Origin of the sequence: Zymobacter sp. IVIA_12111.31 C1, assembly GCF_047495495.1 — a bacterium.
In the GTDB taxonomy this organism is placed as follows: Bacteria; Pseudomonadota; Gammaproteobacteria; order Pseudomonadales; family Halomonadaceae; genus Zymobacter.
Genome location: NZ_CP179930.1, coordinates 755441 through 780162, shown reverse-complemented (window position 1 = coordinate 780162; position 24722 = coordinate 755441). Strand labels below are relative to the sequence as shown.

Annotated in this window: 19 protein-coding genes; 6 read left to right on the top strand and 13 right to left on the bottom strand. The window is 57.7% G+C overall.

Annotation, left to right across the window (positions count from 1 at the left end):
• Window positions 1–319: 319 nt before the first annotated feature.
• The 3 genes from yaaA to ACMHYW_RS03475 all read left to right on the top strand — a co-directional run bounded on the left by yaaA (window position 320) and on the right by ACMHYW_RS03475 (window position 3774).
• Window positions 320–1096 carry a peroxide stress protein YaaA gene (gene yaaA, locus ACMHYW_RS03485; RefSeq protein ID WP_414500910.1) on the top strand — a complete coding sequence of 259 codons (777 nt, stop codon included), beginning with the start codon at window positions 320–322 and terminating at the stop codon, window positions 1094–1096.
• 122 nt (window positions 1097–1218) lie between these two features.
• A complete protein-coding gene (locus tag ACMHYW_RS03480; RefSeq protein ID WP_414500909.1) occupies window positions 1219–2151 on the top strand; it encodes a Tim44 domain-containing protein in 933 nt (310 codons plus the stop codon).
• Between the two features lie 249 nt (window positions 2152–2400).
• Window positions 2401–3774 carry an RtcB family protein gene (locus ACMHYW_RS03475; RefSeq protein ID WP_414500908.1) on the top strand — a complete coding sequence of 458 codons (1374 nt, stop codon included), beginning with the start codon at window positions 2401–2403 and terminating at the stop codon, window positions 3772–3774.
• A 168-nt stretch (window positions 3775–3942) separates the two neighbouring features.
• Here ACMHYW_RS03475 and ACMHYW_RS03470 read toward each other — a convergent pair whose 3' ends face one another.
• Window positions 3943–4602, bottom strand: a complete 660-nt coding sequence (locus tag ACMHYW_RS03470) for a lysophospholipid acyltransferase family protein (RefSeq protein ID WP_414500906.1) — start codon at window positions 4600–4602, stop codon at window positions 3943–3945.
• Complete coding sequence (locus tag ACMHYW_RS03465; RefSeq protein ID WP_414500905.1) at window positions 4599–5540, bottom strand: phosphatidate cytidylyltransferase; 942 nt, start codon at window positions 5538–5540, stop codon at window positions 4599–4601. Before ACMHYW_RS03465 ends, ACMHYW_RS03470 begins: the two co-directional genes overlap by 4 nt.
• A gap of 821 nt (window positions 5541–6361) precedes the next feature.
• Between ACMHYW_RS03465 and ACMHYW_RS03460 the strand changes: the two genes are divergently transcribed.
• Window positions 6362–8869 carry an IgaA/UmoB family intracellular growth attenuator gene (locus ACMHYW_RS03460; protein WP_414500904.1) on the top strand — a complete coding sequence of 836 codons (2508 nt, stop codon included), beginning with the start codon at window positions 6362–6364 and terminating at the stop codon, window positions 8867–8869.
• A 290-nt stretch (window positions 8870–9159) separates the two neighbouring features.
• Here ACMHYW_RS03460 and ACMHYW_RS03455 read toward each other — a convergent pair whose 3' ends face one another.
• Window positions 9160–9546: a DUF4186 domain-containing protein gene (locus tag ACMHYW_RS03455; RefSeq protein WP_414500903.1), complete on the bottom strand. Its 387-nt coding sequence runs from the start codon at window positions 9544–9546 to the stop codon at window positions 9160–9162.
• 135 nt (window positions 9547–9681) lie between these two features.
• Between ACMHYW_RS03455 and ACMHYW_RS03450 the strand changes: the two genes are divergently transcribed.
• Window positions 9682–9870 carry a hypothetical protein gene (locus tag ACMHYW_RS03450; RefSeq protein ID WP_414500902.1) on the top strand — a complete coding sequence of 63 codons (189 nt, stop codon included), beginning with the start codon at window positions 9682–9684 and terminating at the stop codon, window positions 9868–9870.
• Window positions 9871–10049: 179 nt separating this feature from the next.
• Here the strand turns inward: ACMHYW_RS03450 and ACMHYW_RS03445 are convergent, their stop codons facing one another.
• The 4 genes from ACMHYW_RS03445 to ACMHYW_RS03430 form a co-directional block, all read right to left on the bottom strand.
• Entirely contained in the window at window positions 10050–10715 is a 666-nt protein-coding gene (locus ACMHYW_RS03445; RefSeq protein ID WP_414500901.1) for an outer membrane beta-barrel protein, read from the bottom strand.
• A gap of 202 nt (window positions 10716–10917) precedes the next feature.
• Window positions 10918–11364, bottom strand: coding sequence for a DUF4385 domain-containing protein (locus ACMHYW_RS03440; protein WP_414500900.1), 447 nt, complete (start codon window positions 11362–11364; stop codon window positions 10918–10920).
• 61 nt (window positions 11365–11425) lie between these two features.
• On the bottom strand, window positions 11426–12385 hold the full coding sequence (locus ACMHYW_RS03435; RefSeq protein WP_414500899.1) for an alpha/beta hydrolase: 960 nt from the start codon (window positions 12383–12385) through the stop codon (window positions 11426–11428).
• A gap of 105 nt (window positions 12386–12490) precedes the next feature.
• Complete coding sequence (locus ACMHYW_RS03430; protein WP_414500898.1) at window positions 12491–13447, bottom strand: threonine dehydratase; 957 nt, start codon at window positions 13445–13447, stop codon at window positions 12491–12493.
• A 134-nt stretch (window positions 13448–13581) separates the two neighbouring features.
• On the opposite strand from ACMHYW_RS03430, the gene ACMHYW_RS03425 reads away from it, so the two are divergent.
• Window positions 13582–14967, top strand: coding sequence for a PLP-dependent aminotransferase family protein (locus ACMHYW_RS03425; RefSeq protein ID WP_414500897.1), 1386 nt, complete (start codon window positions 13582–13584; stop codon window positions 14965–14967).
• A gap of 108 nt (window positions 14968–15075) precedes the next feature.
• Here ACMHYW_RS03425 and ACMHYW_RS03420 read toward each other — a convergent pair whose 3' ends face one another.
• From ACMHYW_RS03420 to ACMHYW_RS03395, 6 genes are all read right to left on the bottom strand, one after another.
• Window positions 15076–16977 (bottom strand): potassium transporter Kup, encoded by a 1902-nt coding sequence (locus ACMHYW_RS03420; RefSeq protein ID WP_414500896.1) that lies wholly within the window; start codon window positions 16975–16977, stop codon window positions 15076–15078.
• 196 nt (window positions 16978–17173) lie between these two features.
• Window positions 17174–18541 carry a putrescine aminotransferase gene (locus ACMHYW_RS03415; RefSeq protein WP_414500895.1) on the bottom strand — a complete coding sequence of 456 codons (1368 nt, stop codon included), beginning with the start codon at window positions 18539–18541 and terminating at the stop codon, window positions 17174–17176.
• Between the two features lie 222 nt (window positions 18542–18763).
• On the bottom strand, window positions 18764–20248 hold the full coding sequence (locus tag ACMHYW_RS03410) for an NAD(P)-binding domain-containing protein (protein ID WP_414500894.1): 1485 nt from the start codon (window positions 20246–20248) through the stop codon (window positions 18764–18766).
• A gap of 134 nt (window positions 20249–20382) precedes the next feature.
• Entirely contained in the window at window positions 20383–21456 is a 1074-nt protein-coding gene (locus tag ACMHYW_RS03405; protein WP_414500893.1) for a fimbrial protein, read from the bottom strand.
• A gap of 13 nt (window positions 21457–21469) precedes the next feature.
• A complete protein-coding gene (locus ACMHYW_RS03400) occupies window positions 21470–21982 on the bottom strand; it encodes a fimbrial protein (RefSeq protein WP_414500892.1) in 513 nt (170 codons plus the stop codon).
• Window positions 21979–24645, bottom strand: coding sequence for a fimbria/pilus outer membrane usher protein (locus tag ACMHYW_RS03395; protein WP_414500891.1), 2667 nt, complete (start codon window positions 24643–24645; stop codon window positions 21979–21981). Before ACMHYW_RS03395 ends, ACMHYW_RS03400 begins: the two co-directional genes overlap by 4 nt.
• Window positions 24646–24722: the final 77 nt, after the last annotated feature.

Genomic DNA, 24722 nt, shown 5'->3' with positions numbered 1-24722 from the left:
AGTGATCCTACTCCGCGGCCGAAAACAGGTTCGGATGATTCAATCGAGGCTTCGCCGGGCGGGTACCATGCCGCTCGGCGTTTTTCATTCACGGCTTCCCACCCGTTTTCAAACCATCTCTCATCATAACGTCCCCATCCGCGTATATCGGGTATGGACCGCCCTCTCCTATCACTAATGCTGATCACCACGCACTAAGCATCTGTGACGAGCCTTAACGACGCTTTTAATTCCTATCAATCGCATCAAGATATTCGATAATGGAGAGAGAGGCATAAATGCTACACTTGCCGCTCATTTTCCTGACAGGTAACGGGACATGCTCTGCGTCATTTCGCCAGCAAAATCATTGGACTTCACTACACCTGCCCCGACGGCTGCATACACTCAGCCATCGCTGCTGGAGATGAGCCAGCCGCTGATCGACCGCCTGCGTGAGTTCGCGCCCGCGGAGATCGGAGCACTGATGAAGATCAGTGACACGCTGGCAGCGCTCAATGCTACGCGCTACGCCCAGTGGCAGACCCCGTTCCAGCTCGGTGACGACGAGCACCCTGCTAAGCAGGCCCTGTTCGCTTTCACCGGCGACGTATATACCGGTATGGACGCTCTGCGCTTCAGTGAAGAAGAGATCGCACGCGCCCAGCAACAGCTGCGCATTCTGTCCGGTCTGTATGGCGTACTGCGCCCGCTGGATCTGATGATGCCCTATCGCCTTGAAATGGGCACGCGGCTGACCACCTCGGCAGGCCGTACGCTCTACGACTATTGGGGCTCGGTGATTACCGACACACTGCGACAGGCCATGCAGGATGCCGATACCGACATACTAGTAAACCTGGCATCCAACGAATATTTCAAGGCCGTCGATGTCAAACGTTTAGGTGCTCGCCTTATTACGCCCGTGTTCAAGGACGAGAAGAACGGCGAGTTCAAGATCATTTCGTTCCACGCCAAGAAGGCACGCGGTGCCATGGCGGCGTGGATCATCCGCGAAGGGCTTGATGAGCCGGAACAGCTCAAAGCCTTCGACGGTATGGGGTATCAGTACTCAGCGGCACACTCCAGCAGCGACACATGGGTGTTCACACGCTAGGCTGACACTATCGAACACAGAACGAATCGAACGACAGAACGACGACCGCGCGGCCTGGGCCGCAGGGTCATCCGAAGCAGCGACATACGGTCCTGCTTCATCACTACAGGAGAAGACGACAAATGCGTCATATCATGATCGCGCTGATGGTCGCCCTGCTCTCGCTCGGAACGACAATCGAAGCGGCCAACGCGGCACGCTTCGGCGGCGGCGGCTCATCGGGCAAGATGTCCCGTTCCATCGGCGGGGGTTCATCCTACTCGAACAGCAACTACGGTAACCGTGGCGCAGCGGCACAGCAGAACGCGGCACGCCCTAACGCAGCAAACAATGCCGCGAATGCTTCGCGTGGCGGCCTGTCTCGCTTCATGGGTCCGCTGGCCGGCTTCTTGGCCGGTGGCCTGCTGGCCTCTATGCTGTTTGGCGGCCACTTCAGCATGCCAGGTATCCTCGATATCCTGATCATCGCGGCCATCGCCTACTTCGGCTACCGCTTCCTCAAGCGTCGCCGTGAAGCGGCAGCGGCAACGTCGTCTTCGACGCACGGCACCGCCTCACCGTTCGGCAGCACACCGAACGACAGCTACTCGCGCCAGCACGACAGCATGAACCAGAATGCCGCTGCGCCGCAGGGCTACCAGAACGATGCTTCGCAAAATGATGCCCCGAGTGCCGTCACCGACACGACCGTACCGGCCGACTTCCAGCGCGAACCGTTCCTCAACGAGATGCGCCAGCGTTTCGAGCGTCTGCAGAAAGCCTGGGATGCCAACGATATGGCCAGCATCCAGGACAACGTGACGCCTGAGTTCTATAACGTGCTGAACGCCGAGCGCCGCAAGCAGCCCGAGAACAACGTCACGGAGATCGTGCGTCTGTTCGTCGAGATGGGCCACGTGCAGAGCATCGGCCAGCAGGACGAAGCGACGGTACTGTTCCACGGTGTCATCCGTGAACAGGGTCAGGAACAAGAGTTCAACGAAACGTGGCACCTGATTCGCGAACAGCGCCCGAACGAAAAATGGTATCTGCAAGGTATTGAGCAGAACGGTTGATAATTGACCGTAGACCATCAGTGAGATCAACCCGCTCTATAGGAGCGGGTTTTTCTTTATATAGGGAGAGAATATATAGGGATTACATTGAACGACGTGTATGATGCCGGATGCCATTCATTATAATAGTGTTAATGAATATGCAGTGAATAGCCGCGTTAAAATAACAGCGGCAACAGGGATAGATAATAAATGCTCTATACAAAATCATATTTAATTCGCCAGCTCGGTTATACCTACGATCGCTGGATGCCCATTGCACTTGAACAGATCAACGCTATTGCCGCCGAAGAAGGTGAGCTGTCGGATGAACGAGTACGCGACATCATCACACAGCTGTTGGACTCGCCGAGGTTCAGAAAAAACACTTGGCGCAGCGCTCCTAGCCCGTTCCATATTAACCTAGAACGCCAAGCCTCCACGGATGATGCCGATAGCCATTACCTTGCCGACAACTACCAGCAGGTGGTGACGGTCATGTCGCATCTGATGCGCCTGCCAACGGTCAAGGCCGGTGCGGTCATGCCGGATGCCTGCCCGGCAGGCACCATCTGCGTTGGCGGTGTAGTGGCTGCGCGCAATGCGATCCATCCGGCCTTTCATTCAGCAGATGTCTGCTGTTCGATGAGCCTGACCGAGTTCGATACCGAGGATGCCGCAGCGGTGCTGGATACCGCTATGAAGGTGACGCATTTCGGCCCAACGGCACGCCCAGAACCGCAGCCAATGCCGGATGAACTGGTAGCACTGCTGGACGCCAACCCGCTAACGCGTTCGCTGATGGGCAGCGCCGTGCGCGACTTCGCCACTCAGGGCGACGGCAACCATTTCCTGTTCGTTGGTACATCACGCAAGACCGGCAAAGTCTGCGTAGTGACGCACCACGGTTCGCGTTCGCTGGGGGCCAAGCTGTACAAGCAAGGAATGGCGACAGCGCGTTCGTTCGCGGCCCATATTGCGCCTGACGATGTACGCGATCGCCGTCCGCTGGCGCGCGGCGTCAACGCGGGCGACATGGCCTGGATACCGTTCGATACACCAGAAGGCCAGCAGTATTGGGATGCCCTACAAATCGTGCGCCAGTGGACGTACGAGAACCATAAGCGCATCCACGACCTCATCCAGCAGGCATTGGGACTTGAGGTACTCGACCACTTCTGGAACGAACACAACTTCGTCTTCAAACGTGGTGATCTTTTTTATCACGCCAAGGGCGCGACGCCGGGCTTTGAAGGCTACGAACGCACGCTGGTGCCGATGAACATGGCCGAGCCGGTACTGGTCACGCGCGGCACGGGCGCAGAGAATGGCCTAGGGTTCCTGCCTCACGGCGCGGGCCGCAATATGAGCCGCAGCGAGTTCCAACGCCGCTACCCGCACCCGCAGCTACCACAGCACGTTGATATCCGCAGCTTCTCGGGCATGCTGGACACCTCAGAACTGCCGCAGGCCTACAAAAATGCTGCCGAGGTAAAACGTCAGATGATCGAGACCTACAAGCTGGCCGAGGTCATCGACGAGATCCTCCCCTACGGGTCGATCATGGCTGGCGAGCCAGAGTTCGATTTCCGCTCGCGCCGCAAGCGACGTACACCAGCAGCACTGCACATCGACAGCGAGTGAATGACGCTCGTCCCTGACGAAAAAAGGCCCACCGATCGGTGGGCCTTTTCATGTTGGTACCAGAAACGTATGAGGCCAAACGCTAGCCGTAGATATCACCTCGGTACGGCCAGCAGAATACGGCTCACCGCTTACCCTTCACACCGTATTCACCGTAGAGATAAACCGCTACTCGGGTGTCTGATCCCGCCAAACACCTGCCGTGCACAACGGTGCCAGCTGCCGGAAACGCTCCTCAATGGCGGTCATAAATGCGTCTTCATCACCCTCAAGGTACAACACTTCCCCCACCGCAACGTCACAGTTGACCGGCACCAGTAGCGCTTCGCCTTTCGGAAGCGCTCGGCCTAGGCCACGCAGCAACACGGGCGTCACCCCCACCTGCGGATAATCGCGCAGCAGATGACTGATGCCACGTTTGAGCGGCTGCATCTGCTCGGGACGCCCACGGCTGCCTTCCGGAAACAGGATCAGAATATTACCCGCGTCCAGCGCATCGAAGCAGCCCTGCAGAGGATGCGCCTGCCCGGCACGGCCCCTGCGCTGTACGGGGATGATGTCGAGCACGTTGCGCGAGAACCACGACAGCCACCGGTTCGCCAGAAAGTAGTCAGCAGCGGCCACGGGGCGCGTGCGCCACAGCAGCCGCAACGGCATCAGGCTCATCAGCACCATCGTATCGAGGTGGCTATTGTGGTTGGCGATGACCACATGAGGCCCGTCCTTCGGCAGTCGCTCACGGTGATACACGTTCAACCCGATCAACAGAATGACCAGCGGGCGCACCAGTACGACGAAAAATAGGCACTTGAGCAGACGCGTCTTCATGCGATCCCCCCGCCCAGATAGTGATAGAAATGGAAGAAGATTGGAGCGGTATAAATCAGACTGTCTAGACGATCCAGCAGCCCGCCGTGGCCGGGGATCAAACGCCCTGTATCCTTGATCTGCAGATCACGCTTCACGGAGGAGATCACCACATCACCGAAGAAGCCGCAGACCGCCATAAGGCCCCCCGCAAGTGCGCTCATAGCAGCGCTCAATCCGGTCAGCCACGGCCCCAGCAACGCCGACACGATCACGATGGTGATACAGCCCCCCACCATGCCTTCCCATGTTTTGCCCGGACTGACCTTCGGTACAATCTTGTGTCGCCCCAGCGATTTGCCCCAGATGTACTGCGCCACATCGTTGAGCTGCGTCATCAGCAGCACGAACAGCACCGGTCCGACATAACCAGCTTGCGCATTGGTGGCCGGTAGCATCAGCAATGCCCCTAGGTGGCTCAGGCAGTAGACCGCCAGCATGACCATCCAGTGAATCACGCCTGCCGAACGAATGAATCCTCGGGTTTCACCGATCAGCAGCATCCGTACAGGCAGGAACAGAAACACATAGACGGGTATGAAGATGCTGATCATCGCCAGCCAGCCCATACCAACCCACAAATACTGCACCGGGATTGCCAGATAGGCCCAGAACAGCACGCGCCGATCCATCAGCCGCGTCGGCACAATGGAAAAGAACTCCTTGAGCGCGAGATAGCTGAGCACCGCAAAGAACACGATGGCTACGGTCCTGTTGAACAGCAGAGCCATAAACAGCAGCGCGATCATCCACCACCAAGAACGGATGCGCTGGCGCAGCTCGGTATGGTCATGCTGCGGCTGCAGCTTCACCATGGCGATACTGATCACGCTGGCGACCGCCAGCAGCACGACCACACACCCCACGACCCACTGCACATGTGGTGGTATTCCTAACATGTCATCCCCCTCCTGAATGCCCATTGGACACGAATAAACCTGATCATGATGTCCCTTGAAGAATAGCTATCGACAGCACTTGTCCGACAGGCGTCGTCATGGCGAGCAGAAGGCGCAACCCACAGGCCCATTTCCGTTGCCACGACGCATAACGTGTCAGAGGTGATTATTGAGTTGTATCACTTGCGCCTGTTCTATAAATGCGCCGCCATTATGCGGTACATCCGTGCGGCATAATACCTTCCGATGGGCATCTCCACTCACGACGGCGGTATATCCCCCCGTCACTCTTCTATCAGGCATTGGAAGCACTTCTTTTGCGTGTACAGCACGGTCGATGACTATGTAAGCGCATATGTATATCGGTAGGACAAAGCACGCACTTATTACCATTCGATAACGATGATATAGGGTATGGCAGGTATGACCCGTGCCCGTGCCAATGACGTCCTACATAAATGAAAGGGGGCATGACATACGATTCGCGAACCGCAACCTAAACAGGCATCATCATTATCCGCACTGACCTATTTTTGATAAAAAGCTATAGCATTCAATGAAATAAGCAGGTATCACCGACAGGGTATAAAACATATCCTATCGGTAGAACGCACACTGCGACACCACACCTAGCCCCTCTATGTTATTGAGCTCGATACACTATTACCGTTTCGTTCTCTCAAGAAGAACAAATGAGTCATGCAGGCCCAGCGTATATCACCACCGATTGGCCTTCATTCAGATAAGCCATGCGCATGTTCTATTGCCTATGGCATTGCTTCACTTCATTCAATACATCCAATTCGCTCAGGGGGAATCTTATGGAACTACTATTAAGTATGATCGCTATCGTCGCAGCGGCGATAGTCGCTCTCGCAACGATCCTGTTCTTCAACATAAGCTATCCACGCATACGACATCGTAAACTGCTGGAGAAGATATGTGCCGATGGCGCATACCGTATACTGCGGGCGGACGAGCGTAACGCGCTTAGCTACTACCTGTCCCTCTCGGTCGAAAACTACACCAAGCTTCTCGGTGGCTACGGCTATCGCAATGATGGCTGGTCAGGCGATTGGTCGCTTATCAGCGATCGCGTCTATGGTGCGCATGTCGTCTTCAAAATATGCAGCATCGAACGCTTTTTCAGTCAGTATCGTTTCTGTCAGGCAGGTGTGCTGCGCTTCAACCTGCCGCCGATATGGGAAGGGCTAGAGGGCACCAAGTGCGAGATCGAATTCGTCCTTACCGATAAACTGCCCGTTGTCGTCGCCATCAATGGCTATTCACTGGTAGAAGGCGCGGGGTTCATCGAACATTTTTTCGATAGTGACAAAGCGATCCAAGACTTTGAGCACCAGTATCATCCGGTAGGCCCCATCGCTTCGCCACAGGAAGACCTTTACACACCGCCGCCACAGGAAGAGACACCGGCGGCCACTCCGGTCGAAGGCATTTATCTACCGGCAGGCACTCGCGACGATAGCGAAGAAGATGTCGATCTCAAGACGGATCACGGCTCTTCAGAACAGGCAACGCCTTCGGCAACCCCCGTTAACGTTCCAGAAACACGAACGGCCATGTCCATGACGGAGGTAGAAGAGGCAGAGATCATTTCTGAACAACTGACCGGATCTGATTCGGCAAAAACGAATAAAGAAGGGGCGGAAGAAAAAGAGACGGAAACGTCACGCGACGTGAGCAGCGAGCAGCAACGCCCCCATGCCGACCATGCATCATCGCATGACAATGGCCGCCTAGGGGACCAGACAGACGCCGTGCCGGAACAGGACGTCAGCGGTATTGCCGTCATCAATGCTCGAAAGATGTCACTCACAGAAGCGTTCTATATTTATGGCCCACTACTCCAGTACGCTCTGGGTCTGCTGACCCTGATAGCGGGCGGCTTGCTGATATGGAGCGGGGGATCGTTCACCAGCTCGCAAGATGCGCTATCACTGCTGTGCATTATCGTCTTGGCCGCTACATTGGTGGGCTGGGCTACCCTTTCGCGCTGGATTCCTCGCCCTCAGATCAAGACCGTCCAAGGCCGTCTCGGAATGGGCCGCTTTCACCCTCGCTACCCCACACTGCGCACGCTGAGCATCGGCAACTTGAGCATCTCTACGCTCAATCGTGCCAGTGACACCTTCACTGATAGTGATCTGGGCAAAGTGATGAGTCTCGACCTCACGCCCAAGCGCCAGGTGATCGCCATCAATGGCAAGAGCGTGCTCAAAGGAACACGGCGTAGCCTGTTCGCTACACCGCTATTTCTGGGCGCAACGTTGCTGGTTCTGGCCGTGGCGCTGATCACCAACACCTCCCTGCTTGCACCGTACACCTATGTAAGCGAGGCCTTTGACGGCCCTCGCCGTGTCACCCTGCGCACGCTGGAAGAAGCGCAGGCCTATACGCCTGCCGCTGGCGATGTACTGGATATCTCTGCACTGCCCGTGCTGTGTATATTGGGGCAGGACGACTTGCCCGACTGCAACAGTCTACAGCCAGAAGCTCCCATCCCACTTTCCCTGCCCCAGGATCCCAAACGTCATCAAGCCCTGGCGGCACTGCAGAAAGGCAACGACGACATACACGCTAAGACATTGCCCACGACGCAAATTAGGCCCTCGTACATGAGCATGTCGGCTTATCCCGTCGAGGTCTCGCAGGAAACTCAATACATCGTACATGATCCCAGGGCTACAGCACGCGCACTGAAACCTTTCAAAAACCGTATGGGCAGCGAAGCCTACGGTATAGCGATAGAGATATTGACCAGCGATTACCTCTCAACACCGCTGGATCGTGATCATCCTAACGACATCGTGCTGGACGGCCATCTGGGCGAGATCCTGCACACCATTCTCGAAAATGTATTGAGCAAAGAACATGAGAAGGATGTTGATGGGGTTCGATCCATACTGGCCCACCAGGATCGCCGTACGCCGTGGTTCATCCGCTCGTTCGATCACTATGAACTCAAGTACTTCAACGGCGAGACCGCGATACGTCAGGACAAACCTACTCTGCAACTGGCTGCGCCTAGCGACAGCTTCCCGGCACCGACAGGCCACCGCGACTGGGATGACTTCCTCAATCACCTTGCTCACCATTACAGTGGCACACTCACCTTAAGCGGTCAGGTACAGGACGTCGATACGATATACCCCTACGGATTTTCAGTGCGTACCGACTACCACACGCCCTTTTTCATCGCCCGCGTTCTGTCTCTGGCAACGGTGATACTGCTGGTAGGCTTGGCCACAAAATCGGCCATTGCGCTCATGCACCGCTACCGGCCATCGGCAACCAAACAAGCGGATTGATCTGACTGACAGCGTACCGCACCTGAACGCTCCATACGGAAAGCATTCTGGCTTATGCCCTTCCGAACGGAGCCGTTCTCTCTCATCGCTAGCACTTCCCCCCACGTAGGGCGATCAAGCACACCGTGAGGTGTCCCGTCGCCCTACCGTCCTACCTACCGTTGGCCGCAACGTCGTGGCAATGACGCTTTACGGTAGGGGCCGCCGATCAGCCTCGCATAGGAACACAGAGCACTACGGACGTTCTTCAACAGGGAGCGCCAACGCCCGCTTTATTCGTCAACACGGCCCTAATGATCAGCACTGATCTTCATCCTCAGCCAACACTCCAGTACGTCCAGCACATAGGCACGTTCATCCTCACTGAGTGGATGCCCTTTCGGAATGCGGTGCCATTTCGCCAGACAGCCCCGGCAACAGGTACCGGTCGCATGCTGCGCCACGAAGATGGGGTGCCCTTTCATCGGCGTCTGCTTACCATCGCGGGCAGGAAATGCAGGGGCCAGACGCTGGGTGATGAAGTCATCACCGTGCGACATAATCGTGTCCCAGCCCTTGTCGGAAAGGTAGCGCTGCTCCTGCTCGCGCAGGCGAAAGCGCCGTCGAAAATCAGACGCGGCCAGTGCCATCATCACACTGTCCAGTCCGGTATAGCTCGTGCGCGAAGAACGGCACATGCAAGCACCTCCTGATGAACGTCAGCTCACACACCAGTATACCTGCGCCCGCAAGCATCGACGCGAAGCTCCCGGCTTATTGCCCCCATAACCCCACGGTCATAACCGCAACTGTCCCCTGCCACGTTCAGCGTTGTGGTTTTGGTCGGTGGTCTTGGTCGGTGGTCTTGGTCGGTGGTCTTGGGCAGTGGGCAGTGGGCAGTGGGCAGTGGGCAGTGGGCAGTGGGCAGTGGGCAGTGGGCAGTGGGCAGTGGGCAGTGGGCAGTGGGCAGTGGGCAGTGGGCAGTGGGCAGTGGGCTAGCCAGCGCACTCCAAGCGGTCTAAATCTACAAGCAATCTCGGCATATCAGAACGGCCCGATAGCCATGCGGTTGTGCAGCGGTCATACATGCTGAGCGTCGGCGAAGTGAGCAAGGTGATCGCTTAGGGGCACTGATCCCGTATCTATCTACAAGAACGCCCCCTTCAAAGAAGGAGGCGTCGAGTGTCAGCCTAACCCGCGATCAGAAGGTGTAGCGAAGACCGAGGTCTAACGTGCTGGCATGGATGGTGCCGTAATCGTCATCGCCGTCATCATCGGCAAGCAGCTTGCTGCTGATAGCGTTGTGGATGTATTCGTAGCGACCGAACAGCGCCAGGTTATCCGTAAAGGCATAGGACGCTCCCAGACCCAGCGTCGGCGCCAGCGTTGTGCGGCGTTCGTCATACTCAGCATGATAGCCGCCGGTGTCATTGTCACTGGATGTCAGCTTGGAGCGCGTCATCGCCAGACCTACGCTACCTTCCAGTTTGAATTCTTGGGTAATCGGCAGCGTTGCGATGGAGCGCAACACCAACGCCTGAGAAGAAATCTTCAGGCCACCAGACTCAGAGAAAGTGGAGCGTTCATCGTTATAACTGGACTTGAAACGGCCCAGATCCTTATAGCCCATTTCGAAAGACCACGTGTCATCCAACACATAGCCGGCACCAAAACCATAGCGGTTATGTTCCTGTTTGAAGGACTCTGTGCCGCTGTAATCTTCGTTTTCACTTTCGTAAAGTGAACTCAGGCCATTGAAGTTGGAATGGGTGTAATGACCAAACAGGTAGACATCCCCCGGTTTTGCAACGGCGGAACCTGTGGCAACAAGACCGGCCAGTGCCAGTGCTGATACAAGACGTTTCATCGAACCCCCTTGATTCGATCAGATCACTAAAAAAGCGCGCGGATGCGCGAGCATGGAAAGAGCAATGGGTATGCGCGTGTTCGTTTCTGAGTAGAAATGGGCACAGCCTTACCTTAACGGCAAGAAAGAGCATTCAACCCGTTGAATTAACACCGCATCCATTGCTTATCTATTTACTTAATCGTCAAAAGGGGGGAATACATTAGCGCTGTGCTTGCTGACGTTGCTGATGGCGTTTCTTAAGGCGCTGGTAATCAGGATCGTTCTTTATCTTTTGAAGTGCCTGCTGGAATATCTGTGCAGAAGCCGCTTTGACAGGATCTTCTTCCTCTAATGGACGCTCTTCGCCTGTCTCGGGGTCATATTTTCGCCCACCGCGGTGGCGGGCATAGCGACGCGAGCGAGTGTAGCCCATCTGGATGAATTTGCGTGTCATGTCCATGCCGACGAAATCATCATGCGCTTTGTAATCGGCATAGCGTTGCAACAGATCGGCAGCGGATTGCTCGGCAATGTCCGGTGTCTTAAAACGCCATAGCGGCAGCAGCTCGCTCTTATAAGGCTCGATCGTCAGAACGCCCCGTTCACCGTGCCCGATAGGATAGCGTTCAGGGTGCTGACGGTAGTCCAGATATGGATCGATCTCCATACATCATCTCCTCGACAAACGTACCGCCGCCCAAAGCCATGGCCGCCAACGACTCGCTTAATCAGCAAGACAGTCGATAGCGCAGTTCACCCGCTGCCTGTCGTACCGCCGCACGCACAGCAGGCACTTTAGCCAATACGTTCATCTGTGCGAAGCCGTGAATCAGACCGTTATAACGCACACAGCTGACCTCGACGCCCGCCAGCGCCAGCGCCCGTGCATAGGCTTCAGCTTCATCGCGCAGCACGTCGAACTCGGCGGTTTGGATTAGTGCGGGAGGAAGGCCACTCAACTGTTCTCGCGTGGCTTGTAAGGGCGATACAAGGTGCAAACGCCGCTGGTCACGACTGTCGAGGTAGTTGTTCCAAAACCACTCCATCATGCCTCGGGTCAGGAAATAGCCATTGGCCCATTCTTGGTAGGACACGGTATCAAAGCGGGCATCCGTTACGGGATACAGCAATAGCTGGCTACTGATTTTGGGGCCACCACGCGCCTTGGCCATCATGCACACTACGGTCGCCATATTGCCTCCCGCACTGTCCCCTACCACGCTGATACGTGACGCATCCAGCCCGAGCATATCGCCGCGAGAAGCAACCCAACAGGTCGCACTGTAGGCCTGCTCAATGGCAATCGGGAACCTCACTTCCGGTGAGCGGCTATAGTCGACGAACACACAGGCGGCACCCGACAGCACCACCAGATCACGAACCAGACGCTGGTGAGTAGCATAGCTGCCTTGTATCCAGCCTCCGCCGTGGAAAAACATGAAGACCGGCAACGCCACAGTGGCATGAGCGGGGGTCACGATGTACAGCGGCACGTCACGGCCGTCTACGTCGATGACCTGTCGCTGCTGCGTTACGCCGTTGTCGATACTGCTCTGCTGCTGAAGGTCTTCCAGTACCTGACGTGCTTCTTCTGGCGTCAGAGACTCAATAGGCGCAGCTCCGCTGTTGTTGAGCCGTTCGAGAAAAGCGAGTACGTGGGGTTCTACCCCCTGCGATAGGGTCATCATGGCCGTTAGCTCTCCATTCGTAACAAAATGTCACTACTGAGTAACAGCCTAGCTGATCCACTACAGGCGTCGAGGAATTGTCATCTCCATCGCCGCCCGCCCCGTTCAGCCCTGCATCAGCACACGAGCATACTCTTCACGGTCCAGGTTACCGCCGCTCAGGATCACACCGACGCATCGTCCCTGCTGGCGCTCGCGTTCGTGCAACAGGCCAGCCAGCGCTGCCGCTCCCGCACCTTCCGCCAAATTGTGGGTCGCTTCATGGTAGAGGCGCATCGCCGCGGTAATTTCATCGTCGCTGACGCGGATCACGCGTGCGGCACCACGGCGGATCATATCGAACGCCACCGGATCAGGCTTGCGGCAGGCAATGCCATCCGCAATGGTATCGGCTGTCTCAGTCGTTCGGATTTCACTGCATTCCATGCTCTGCGCATAGGCATCGGCCCCCTCGGCCACCACACCTACGATTTCAGTCTCCAGCCCCAGCAGGTCGCGGGTACGAATCAGTCCACAGATACCCGACCCCATGCCGATCGGCACATAGACAGTATCCAGCGGAGCCGCCTGTTCGAACAGCTCAAGCGCATAGGTGGCCACCCCGCGTACCAGATCAGGATGGAATGAGGGAACACGCAGCAGGCCCTCTTCCTGAGCCAGACGGTTCGCTTCCTGACTCGCGTCGTCAACATCACGCCCTTTGATCACGACGGTTGCGCCCTGCGCCCGCATGGCGGCGTTCTTCTCGCTTGAGTTGCCTTCAGGAACCACGATCGTCAGCGGGAATCCCGCCATCTGGCTGGCGACGGCAATGCTCTGACCGTGGTTGCCGCGAGTGGCAGTCACCAAAGGCTGCCCAGCAGGCACCGTAGAGGCCAACGCATCCATATAGGCCAGCCCGCCGCGCAGTTTAAACGCGCCTACCGGCGAGTGGTTCTCGTGTTTGACCCATACCGTGCACCCCAGGCGCTGGGCCAGCAGCGGCCATGCGTACTGCGGCGTTGCGGGCATATGACGATGAACGAGATCAGCCGTCTGGCGAAGTTCAAGCAGCGTAAACATGGCATTTTCCTTTTAGGAGGTGACGCGGTGTTAGTGCCATGCTAGAAAATACGCATTGCATGAGTAAACAGATATATTGCATGGGCAGCAATATCGTTATTCCAAAACGACATAATCCACACCGAGAGGCCGCCATGGCAGCACAGCAAGCGATATGGATCCCGGACATTCGCCCTTTCAGCCACCTGCCCACTTATCTGGCACTGGTGGAGGCGATCGCCGCCGCCATCCGATGCGGCGAACTGAAAGCTGGTGATCGCCTGCCCCCTCAACGCCGTCTGGCGTGGGCCATGGACCTGAACCCGAGCACCACGCTTCAGGCATATCGCGAGGCTTCGCGCCGCCATCTCATTTCGGGTGAGGTCGGCCGAGGCACCTACGTGCTGGCCGACAGCCAAGAAGCATCGCTGTTCCGGCTGCGCACGGCGACGGTCGCGGCCACCGAGCTGATCGACCTGACCACCAACGTGCCCATTCTCCCGCTGGAAGGTCACGACATGCGCGATACGCTGCATCATCTGGCCGATGACGCCGATGCACATTCGGGCTGGGTGAACTACCTGACCGATGCCGATGCGCTTCAGGGTGAACTGCTGTGCGCGCAGTGGATGCGTGAGGTACGCCAGATGGAAGTACCTCCGGACCAGTTCATGCTGTGCCCCGGCGCCCAGAAGGGGCTACTGGCTGTACTGATGTCGTTCTGCCACGGCGGTGACCCCGTGCTGGTGGAAGCGCTGACCGCACCGGGAATCCGTTCGGGCTGCCGCCAGCTGCGCCTGCCATTGCACGATATCCGCATGGACAGCGAAGGCATATTGCCCGAAGAGCTTGACCGCATGGCGCGTTCCACCGGAGCGCGCGTAGCACTGCTGACCCCCATCCTGCAAAACCCGACTGGAACGACCATGACCGTGCAGCGCCAGCAAGCGATTGCCGAAGTGGTGGCGCATCACGACCTGCTGGTGATCGAGGACGATGTGTATGGCGGCCTGAGCGATGTGCCACCACTCACACGGCTGCTCGGCCACCGCGGCATTCTGGTCAGTAGCTTGTCGAAAACGGTGGCGCCGGGACTACGCTTTGGGTTCATTCACGCCCAACCAGAGCGATTGGCCCAGATCGACCCCGACACCCAGCTGACGCGCTGGGGCATGTCACCGCTTATGCTGGGCGTTGCGCGCCACTGGATCGAACACGGCATTGCCCAGCGCCATCTGCGTCATCAGCGACAGGCCACGGTACAGCGCTGGCAGCTGGCGCAGCGCCTGCTCGGCCACGCCATGCTGATGGGCACCCAGCCATCGCCACACATCTGGGTGCATAACGTAGGGCACCTGCCTCAGCTGGCCCAGGCCTGCGAAGCGCGCGGCGTCAAGGTCACCCCCGAAAACGTCTTCGCCATTCATCCTCATACCGAACAGGCTGTGCGCATTAGCCTGTCAGCGGCCCCCGATATGGAAGCGCTGGAAAAGGCACTGCGGCTGATTGCACCGCTCTTTGCGCCACCGACAGGCTCATAAGCGACCACGGATATCCTTTCTGCCATCTGCCGCCTTTTCTTTTCAGGCATAAAAAAAGCCGTCTTCCTGAAGGAAGACGGCCTACGTCACGACAATAAGCGATACCGCTTACAGCATGACTTGCCCACCAATCTCGACCACGCGTCCCGACGGCAGATTAAACGCTCGAGCCGGACTGCGCGCATTGCGGAACATCAGCTGGAACAGCCATTGTTGCCAGTGCAGGATACCGTTCTGGCACAGCGGCACCTCACGGCCGACAAACCAGCTGGCCTTGTCAGGGTCGATACCGGCAACGCAGCTGTGACATTCCTTCAGCGCCAACGGTACGTCCGTGCATTCCATAAAACCAAAATGCAGCACCAACCGACTAACCCCGCTGCCCAGATAGCGCGCTTCGCAGCGTCTGTCCGCCGGGACGTGAGGTACCTCATCCGTAATCACGGTTAGCAGCAGCACCTGTTCATGCAACACCTTGTTGAATTCGAGGTTCTGGCGCAGCGCAGAGGGTGTGCCGTTGAAGCGACCACACAGGTAGATGGCACAGCCTTTGATGCGCGCTGGCGGATGCTGTTTCAGTGCATGGATCAGTTCGTCCATGCTCGGCTCGCCGTCCTGCTGCGCCCGTTCGAGGCGCATGCGACCACGACGCCATGTATCCATAGTAATGAACACCACGATGGCAATAACGACCGGCACTGCACCGCCGTGGAAGAACTTGGTCAAGTTGGCGTAGAACAGCGCCACATCCACGACCAAAAACGCCAACACCAGCGGTAACCCACACCAGATCGGCCAACGCCAGTGCTTCAGCACGATCAGGACCATCAGGCAGCTGGTGATCACCATCGTACCGGTAACCGCCACCCCATAAGCCGCGGCTAAGCGCGCCGAACTCTGGAACAGCGTAATCAGCAGCAGCACGCCTACCATCACGGTCCAGTTCACGGCCGGCATATAGATCTGGCTCATGGCATGGTTGGAGGTGTGGCGAATGCGCAAACGCGGCAGATAGCCCAGACGAACCGCCTGCTGGGTCAGTGAGAACGCCGCCGTGATCACCGCCTGAGAAGCGATGACCGTTGCCATCGACGCCAGAATCACCAGCGGCAACAGCAGCCAATCCGGTGCCATCAGAAAGAACGGATTGCGCAGTGCATCGCCGTTGATCGTCAGCAACGCCCCTTGCCCGAAATAGTTCAGAATCAGCGCGGGCATGGCGACCCACGTCCACGCTCGGATGATCGCCGGACGCCCAAAATGCCCTAGATCGGCGTACAGCGCCTCCGCACCGGTCAGTACCAGCGTAACCGCGGAAAAGACCGTGATGCCGACACCCGGGTTGTGATGGAAGAACGTCAGCGCCCACCACGGGTTGACCGCTTCCAGCACGGCTGGTGCCTTGAGGATGTTGATCAACCCAAGTACGCCCAGCGTCAGGAACCACAGCAGCATGACCGGGCCAAACAGCTTGCCGATCCGCTCAGTACCGAATCGCTGGAGGGTGAACAGCCCTAAGATGATGACAACCGAAATCGGCACCACCTTGTCATCCAGATGCGGATAGGCCAGTTCCAGCCCTTCGATGGACGACAGCACGGATACCGCCGGCGTGATCATACTATCGCCATACAGCAACGCCGCACCGAGCAACCCCAGCGTCACCAGCAGGCCGCGCCTGCGCGTGCCGGGTTTCACATAGCGACGTGCCAGCGCCATCAGCGACAGCACCCCGCCTTCACCTTGGTTGTCGGCGCGTGTGACCAGCATCACGTACTTGATACTGACCACCCAGATCATCGACCACAGCAGCAGTGACAGCACGCCCCTGATGCTATCGGGCGACACGGCCACGCCATAGCCACCGATGAAGATTTCCTTGAACGCATAGAGCGGACTGGTCCCGATATCCCCGAGGACAACGCCTACGGCAGCGACCACAAGCCCTGTGCTCACCTTGCGCGCAGCGTTCATCGCGGGAGCGGATTCTGTTGATGCCAGAGAGGACATTGAATTCACGACCAACGGTTGAGGATGATGAGTTGCGCAAATTACGCTTCTCATGCGGCAGGTGGAATAGCTCGCCCCCTACTAAAGACACATTTTTACGCATTTTTTACGCACCGTAATGGTTCTCTTCCGTACCAGCCCTTTTCAATGTGCTCTCTTCCAGTTCCCTCCAAAGCGACATGGCAGTGCAAAAGCCCTAGGTGGCCTGCATGGTTTCAAGCACTTCGGATGCTACATCTAAGGCATGTCGACACTGTGCAGGCGTAATAGTCAAAGGAGGCTCGATACGTACACTTTTGGCATTTGCGGTGGTGCCCGCCACCAGTACCCCACGATCGAACATGCCTTTGGCGAAAGCATAACCTACGTCATTGGTAGAAAATTCAAATGCCAGCAATAGACCTTTTCCGCGCGCCTCAATGATCAGATTTGGGTGCTTCTTCCACAGCGACAACATGCCATCAAGCATCATGGCTCCATTTTCTTCGGCAGCTTCTGGCAGCTTGCGGTCAATCAACTCTCGGATGGTGGCCAAAGCCGCTGCGCAGGCCATTGGATTCCCCCCAAAAGTCGACATATGTAGCAGCGGGTTGTCGAACAGTAACGAGAATATTTCTTCTGTGGCGACGACAGCACCAGCAGGCACCACGCCGCCCCCCATCGATTTGGCAAGACAGATAATGTCCGGTGCAACATCATAGTGCTCACACGCAAACATGCGCCCGGTACGCCCAAACCCGGTCTGCACTTCATCAAGAATTAACACAATGCCATATTCATCACATAGTTGGCGTATAGCGGGCAAATAGTCATCAGGGGGTACGATCACGCCGGCCTCTCCCTGTACGGGTTCAAGGATGATAGCCGCTACGGGTTCTCCCATACGCTCATAGTCAGATACGACTCGGCGCATGGCCTTGATGTCGCCGAACGGCACATGCTGAAATCCAGGAACCAATGGTAAGAACGGGCGACGAAAGAATGGCTTAGCCGTAGCAGATAAGGCGCCATGAGACTTGCCATGATAGGCCCCAATCGTCGAAATGATGGTAGACCGACCTCGCGGAGCTTGATATCCCTTCGCGAGTTTCAAAGCGGCTTCTACTGACTCACCACCGCTATTGGTGAAAAAGGAGTATTTGAGCGCCCCTGGCGTCAATGCCGCGAGCACTTTTGCAAGCATTGCACTAACGGGTTCAAGTAACTCTTGGGAATGCAGCGGGTGCTTTTCCATCTGGCAATGCACGGCATTAATCACAGACGGGTTTCTGTGGCCTACATTATAAATACCAAAGCCCCCCAGACAGTCGAGATACTCATTACCGCGGCTGTCCGTCAACGTATTGGGACCATTCGATCGCCATTCTACGGCAGCAGTAGCGTGCTGTTCCGCTACTGATTTACGGTTCTCCAAAAGGCCCGGATTGATATAGTCTCTAACGGCCTCTACCACACTGGCATTGAACCGTTCAAGCCGATCACCACTTAGTTCGGGCGTCTCAATAGTGTCAATAACGCCATCAATGAAACGAGCTATCTCCTGTCGTGTTGCTGTTACGTCCATCCTTGGTATCTCCTGATGAGTGCGCATTGACCATAGCGGTCTAAAAGCGCTTGAAAAGTCCTTAGATAGCATGGCCGCTGCCAGCATTTCCTTTTGGAAAAACTAGGCCATTATCTCATCATGATCCACAAAGTGACGTAACATTACATTTCAGCAATTTCCCACAAAAACAGTAATATATAATATTTATTTTCCCTACCGATACGAAGACGGCACCTATGATTAGGCGCTTTCACTATGATCTATTGTATTCACACTGTGGGTATCAAAAGGTCCCGCGGGCGTCCACTCATCACCCAGCAATTCAGGGTCGTCGTACGCCATGATGCCTTGATAATGATGATCCCTATCATCGACATACAGCTTGCCAACGATGGCCTCTGCTACCGTTTGGGCCGCCTGACTGATGCCGGGAATCAACCCGATCACATGTCCGTTGCTTAGATGGGCCGGATGGCAGAAGCAGTAGACATTCGAGATCGCGGCGGGGGCCTGTGCGCTGCGCGGCTGAAACGAAAAGTCATCATTGAGATAGGGATGTTCGGCCAGCTGTTCATGCTGCTGATCGGGTGGCGGCTGGAAGGCGTCACCCCAACGTCTGATATGCGGTACTAGGGCTGAAAATGCAGGCTGGGCCGCCCAGTCGAGACGATATCCGGTTGCCAGAATCACATGGTCAACGGCGATATCCCCTTTCGGGGTGTGCACCAGCACGTCGTGCTGCCGTGGACGGATACGCGTTACCGGACTACTGAAGTTGAACCACACATTGTCGTGCCGCGAGACGCGCAGTGTGCTGCCGTGCGGCGGCGCGATCTGCTCGGTCAACAGCGCATGCTCAAGCTGCCACTTCCAGGCATCCGGCAATGCTGCATAGCCCTGTCGGAAGCCGGGGTTGCTGACCCCTTTGGTGCGGTTGAAGCGCGGAAAATCAGGGCGTCGAATCAGAATTTCCACTTCACTGGCCCCCGCCTCCAGCGACGTTGCGGCCGCATCCATCGCGGAGGCGCTGCCACCTACCACAGCCACCCGCTTACCCTTCAAGGCCGCATAGTCCGGCGGTGCCGAGGTATGCGACCAGTAGCGCTGCGGCACATCCCGCACAACATCGGGTAGCGACGAACCGCCAAAGGCATCCATCCCCAATGCCAGTACCACATGGCGTGCCAGCACGGTATGCCGTTCACCGCGATGGCTCAGCGTTAGCACCGTCACGCCATCATCACGCGGCACCAGCGAGATCAACTCATGTTCGTTGCGCACCTCAAGTTTCAGCACCCGCCGATACCAACGCAGATAATCCATCCACTGCAGACGCGGAATCTTGTCGAGCGCGTCCCATGCCTCGCGGCCAAACTGGGCTTCATACCACGCTCGAAACGTCAGCGAAGGCAGCCCCAGCGCTGGCCCGGTAAGGTGCTTGGGAGAACGCAGGGTTTCCATACGCGCAATGGTGGCCCACGGCCCTTCATAATCGCGAGCGGCTCTGTCGTACAGCACGGCGTGAACGCCCTGTAACTGCAGCGCCGCGGCCGCGGCCAGCCCAGCCATACCGGCCCCGATCACCACGACATCCTGAACCGGCTGTCCATCACGCTGCACGCGAGGGGTCCAGCGACCGGCCGGCAAAGCCAGCCACTCCAGATCCTGCTGTAGACGGGCCTCCAGTGCGGGAAGCCCACTCGGCGGTGCAGAGGAATGAGGCATGCGTACTCCTTCATTTCAGTGTCAGCGTGTCGGGTTATCCTTGAGGAATAGCATTTATATTCCAGACTATGCCAATAACCTTTTCGCCTAGGCTAATAATCCCCTTTCTTTTGCCCCTGCCAGCGCACTAGCCGCTACTGATAGGAAAACGTGACGCCCGCTAACGCATTGGCCGTGCCGCCCTTTAGATCACCCGTACGGACATAGCGCACGCGTAGCGGCACCGTAACGGAAGCGCCATCACCACTCACATCAGTAATCTTGAACTGGTGAGCCGCCCCTTCGGAGCTGTCGTCAGGGCCCAGTTCGAGCGGTACATCGCTGTCACCATACAGCACCTGAACCCCTACCCCTCCGCCGGTCGAATCGCTACTCAGTGACACCACCTGCGAGGTATTGGCGAGATTAGACTGATCGGACACCGTGGCATTCAGATGCACTTGATCGTCACAGGTCAGGCCGATCGTGACCTCCTTCGCCGCCGACACACTGCCGACGCTGGGCAGATCGTTGGGGGTTACCGTACCGAGGTCAACGTTCTGCTGGGCCGAACCGACCGTGCAGGCACGGGCCTTGATGGTCAGCGTGGTAGATGAAATGTCGATCGTGGAGGTCTTCTCGGTGCCCAATTGATCCTTAGCGCTCACATAGGCAATGGACTGTGCGGGAATGACATAGGTGCCACTTTGCAGGTGGCCAGTCGTCTTTACGAACGTGATATGTGCATTGAAGCCGATGGTATACAGCACCAGCTGCAGGAAACCGCGCCCGAAGGACTGGTTGGCACTGCTGCCCATCGGGGTATAGGCCGAGGCATGGGTGTCCTTGATCCCGACGATATAACCGATACCCGGTACACCCGTATCAAACACCGAGTAGCTGACGCCGTTCCAAGTGGTCGTCAGGGGCAGCGGTGTCTTCACTGGCCATATCCACGACTCGTTGCACTGACCGGCGATCAGAAGCGTAGGTCCGCAGGAAAACATGTTCCATTCGCTACCGGTGGTTACCCAGTCTTCGGCGATCAGCCCTCCTAGCTCGGCGCTGTCACTGGGGCCGGAATAGCTTTTAGGGGCGGGGGTCAGCGTCAGCGGGTCCTGAACGGTGACCCACGCGCTGGCAGCCACCGACCATACGGCAACGCACAGCGCCAAGATACCCGCCAGACAGCGCCATCCCGTTTGGTCGCAACGTCGATGCTTATCCATCCCTCTGTCCTTATTATTCATATTCAATGGCGAAATCGACCACGGCATCTGCCTGACCGGGCTGCAGTATGGTGTCCGTCGCCACATAGCGCGCGGTGAAGGTCAGCGTATTGGTAATATCTGGCAGCAGCGCATAGGCACTGCTGGGTTGATTAAGTCCCACCAGTGTTCCCTGTGCATCGCGCAGCTGAATGCCCAACCCGCTTGCTCCGCCTTCGCTCAGCGCTAGCACCTGGCTGTCCTGCGTGCTGGCGGTGCCCGAAAAGGTCACCCGCGCCTTGGCAGTTGCGCTGTTGCACTTGGCAATACCGATAGTGAAGAGCGTCGGCTCGAAGACATCCCCGATCTGGTAACGCGCCTTACCCAACATGGCGCTCTTCATCGGCACCGTCATTTCCTGCGCCGCACTGCTCAGCTCGCAAGTGTTGACCTTGACGTTGCCGGTGATACGAATCAGTACGTCAGCCGCCTCGACAGGCACAGTGACAACGGTCAGGGCCAGCAGCCCCCATAGCCATCGCTTCATGGTGCACACTCCGACGTAATGTAGGTCAGCGGGTCTTCCAGCACGGATTCAGTCAGCAGATAGTCGATATGGCACTGCTGGGCCTCCGCGTCTCCCCACCGCACCAGCAAGCGGCCGCGCAGAGGCAGACCCGCCATGTACGCCTGGCTGTGGTCATCGACGATTCCTTCAGACACCGTGCGCGGGTCGCTGCGCCGCGGCAGCAGCGTCACGGTCGCCCCGAAAGGCACGGGCTGCCCACCCGGCTGCCGTAGGGTGATCAGGCTGCGCATGCCCGTATGGACATCAAACTCGGCACGCACCAACGCTCCTCGCGTCGGAACCACATGTGTCACGGCATCGGTCAGCTCGACGTTGTTGTGCAGGGTGTTGATATCCAGTGCCACACGATTGCGACGATAGAGAGAGGCATACGGCACGATGGCATACCCCCGGCTGTCGGTGGCCAGGCCGCTGTTGCCTTCAATCTTCACATGCTGTGCACCGGGCGCCTTGACCAAAATGTTGGCATCGCCCAGCTGCCGCCCCAGCGTCAGGCCATCGCGGTGCGCCACGGCGCTTCCGCGCAGCACATAACTGATCTGCCGGCTGTCACGGTCGTAGCTGTACCCCAGTTGGCTTTCCGCCAACGCACCGTGATAGTCCAGACTGACCCCGCCGTTATAGCCGTTGCCCTGATTGGCATAGGATTGGCGCACGCTGTAGCCCAAATTGTTATCCGCCAGCGCCGTGCCTGACAGAATCGCACTGTGGTTCATGCGCCCATCGTCATCGCGTGTCGTCGTCCAAGACAGCCACGGCGAGGAATCTCCGGGCCTGCCGCCCAACCGCCCAATCGGGTACGACAGCGACACGGTGTACAGTTGGTTGTCGCGCGCGTTCCATGCGCTGCGGCTATCACTGAAGGCCAATGAATAGTTGAGCGACCCCACGCTGTCCGAGTATCCCGCCTGCCACAGCCGGTTCTTACGCTCCATGTGCCAGTAGGCTTCTTCGCTACCGCTGATGAATAGCGTCCCTGCACCGGGAATGCGCTGGGAAATGCTCAGCTGGACGCGCGAGCGGCGCGAGTGATGCAGATTGTAGTAATCGAGAGCATCGGCGACCCAAGCCGGGTCTCGTTCGCGGCGCTGCTCATCGTCGAGCACGACTCCACCGCTCATATGGCGGTTGGCGGTCTGATCAAGGGTGTAGAACCCTTTTGAGGAATAGCGATAGCCCAGCAGCTGAAAGGTCGTGCCCAGCTCGTTGAGTGATTTGGAATACAGGAATGACCACGACTGCCCACTGTGCTCGGAGCCGTCCACCAGCTCACTGTGCGCCTGCGTACCGCTCACCGAGAAGGCCCCGAATTCGCCCATGTTCTGGCCCCAGCCCAGCGCCAGCGCCCGGTAGCGGTCAGCGTACTGCCCACCGCCGAAGACCGTCATGCCATGCGGCAGTCCATAAATCAGCGACGCTTGCCCGAACGTTGGACTGCTCTGATCGGTATTGCCACGAAAGCGCCCAGCCGTCACGGCGTACTTGATACGCCCCTGACGCTGTAGGATCGGCACCGCCGAATAGGGGATAATGAAGGAGTGCGTTTCACCGTCGTTTTCCTGCACGCTGACCGTCAGGTCGCCGCTGCTGCTGGCCGGGTACAGATCGGTGATCTCGAACGGCCCCGGAGCCACACTGCTTTCGTAGACGACATAACCGTTCTGACGCACCGTCACTCGCGCGTTACTGCGGGCAATGCCCCTGACCGTGGGCGCATAGCCACGTCGGCTATCAGGCAAAGCGCTGTCATCTGACGCTAGCTGAATCCCTTTGAACCCCAGCCCGTCGAATACGTCCGCTGGAGAGAAACTTTCCCCTACGACAAGATCGCTTTCCCACGCTGGCAGCGGCATCTCCATGAAGGTCTTGATATGGGTCCACTGCGAACCCGACCGTCCATGACGCCACGTCATATCATCGTGAAAGCGTAGCGCGCCCACGTTGATGCGGTTCTGAAGGGTGAGGAAATAGTCATCGTAGCGGTAGTCGCCGCGCTGATGCGCACCGTTAAACGAGTAGCTGACCATGGCCGCATTAATGCCATCATCCCACTCCTGCGGCGATACATAGCCACGCGGACGATGCGCCAACGAGGCCTGAGGCAGAGTAATGTCGAGCCGCTGATGGCCCGCTTCGAAGCTGCCGCCCGCTTCAGGCACGTACTGCTTCAGCGGCACGCACGGTGTGGCAGACATACCCGCAGCGGGCCAGACATCCTCACGCAGCCCAAACTGCCCCACCACCGATGCGGGCAGGCACACGTCCATATCACCCGCGTCCATCAGTAGCGGCAGATAGCGCGGTTCATCTCGACGCAGCGTACTCAGTGGCGCGAACGTCAGGTCGTAGGACGCCAGATAGTGCTGATTGACGTACACCATCACCCGGTAGCGTCCAGGAGGGATGACGGCTCCTTGCTCGATGGGCGTCAGATCGGCCACGGCCCCACTGTCACCGGCAAGAAAGGCCGGATTGAACACCGGCGCTGCCTGCCCCAAGGCAGGCCATAACAGCGCGACGGTGGCGATGCGGATTAACCATGGCGTATCGTTGTTCGTTTTTCTCTGCTGGCGCGGCCGTCCGTGGCCCTGTCGCACAACGCCAGGCGATTCATATGTCATGATCGACTGCCATCACAGCACTGGCGCTCAGCGGCATGCGTACCCCATACGGCTGACGGCCAGCGATGACCGTTCTG

Bases quoted from the DNA above. Each gene is read 5' to 3' on its own strand.
- ACMHYW_RS03415 (WP_414500895.1), bottom strand. From the start codon at position 18,541: ATGGACGTAACAGCAACACGACAGGAGATAGCTCGTTTCATTGATGGC.
- ACMHYW_RS03465 (WP_414500905.1), bottom strand. From the start codon at position 5,540: ATGTTAGGAATACCACCACATGTGCAGTGGGTCGTGGGGTGTGTGGTC.
- ACMHYW_RS03480 (WP_414500909.1), top strand. From the start codon at position 1,219: ATGCGTCATATCATGATCGCGCTGATGGTCGCCCTGCTCTCGCTCGGA.
- ACMHYW_RS03440 (WP_414500900.1), bottom strand. From the start codon at position 11,364: ATGGAGATCGATCCATATCTGGACTACCGTCAGCACCCTGAACGCTAT.
- ACMHYW_RS03405 (WP_414500893.1), bottom strand. From the start codon at position 21,456: ATGGATAAGCATCGACGTTGCGACCAAACGGGATGGCGCTGTCTGGCG.
- ACMHYW_RS03410 (WP_414500894.1), bottom strand. From the start codon at position 20,248: ATGCCTCATTCCTCTGCACCGCCGAGTGGGCTTCCCGCACTGGAGGCC.
- ACMHYW_RS03475 (WP_414500908.1), top strand. From the start codon at position 2,401: ATGCCCATTGCACTTGAACAGATCAACGCTATTGCCGCCGAAGAAGGT.
- yaaA (WP_414500910.1), top strand. From the start codon at position 320: ATGCTCTGCGTCATTTCGCCAGCAAAATCATTGGACTTCACTACACCT.
- ACMHYW_RS03435 (WP_414500899.1), bottom strand. From the start codon at position 12,385: ATGATGACCCTATCGCAGGGGGTAGAACCCCACGTACTCGCTTTTCTC.
- ACMHYW_RS03455 (WP_414500903.1), bottom strand. From the start codon at position 9,546: ATGTGCCGTTCTTCGCGCACGAGCTATACCGGACTGGACAGTGTGATG.
- ACMHYW_RS03400 (WP_414500892.1), bottom strand. From the start codon at position 21,982: ATGAAGCGATGGCTATGGGGGCTGCTGGCCCTGACCGTTGTCACTGTG.
- ACMHYW_RS03425 (WP_414500897.1), top strand. From the start codon at position 13,582: ATGGCAGCACAGCAAGCGATATGGATCCCGGACATTCGCCCTTTCAGC.
- ACMHYW_RS03445 (WP_414500901.1), bottom strand. From the start codon at position 10,715: ATGAAACGTCTTGTATCAGCACTGGCACTGGCCGGTCTTGTTGCCACA.
- ACMHYW_RS03430 (WP_414500898.1), bottom strand. From the start codon at position 13,447: ATGTTTACGCTGCTTGAACTTCGCCAGACGGCTGATCTCGTTCATCGT.
- ACMHYW_RS03460 (WP_414500904.1), top strand. From the start codon at position 6,362: ATGGAACTACTATTAAGTATGATCGCTATCGTCGCAGCGGCGATAGTC.
- ACMHYW_RS03420 (WP_414500896.1), bottom strand. From the start codon at position 16,977: ATGTCCTCTCTGGCATCAACAGAATCCGCTCCCGCGATGAACGCTGCG.
- ACMHYW_RS03395 (WP_414500891.1), bottom strand. From the start codon at position 24,645: ATGACATATGAATCGCCTGGCGTTGTGCGACAGGGCCACGGACGGCCG.
- ACMHYW_RS03470 (WP_414500906.1), bottom strand. From the start codon at position 4,602: ATGAAGACGCGTCTGCTCAAGTGCCTATTTTTCGTCGTACTGGTGCGC.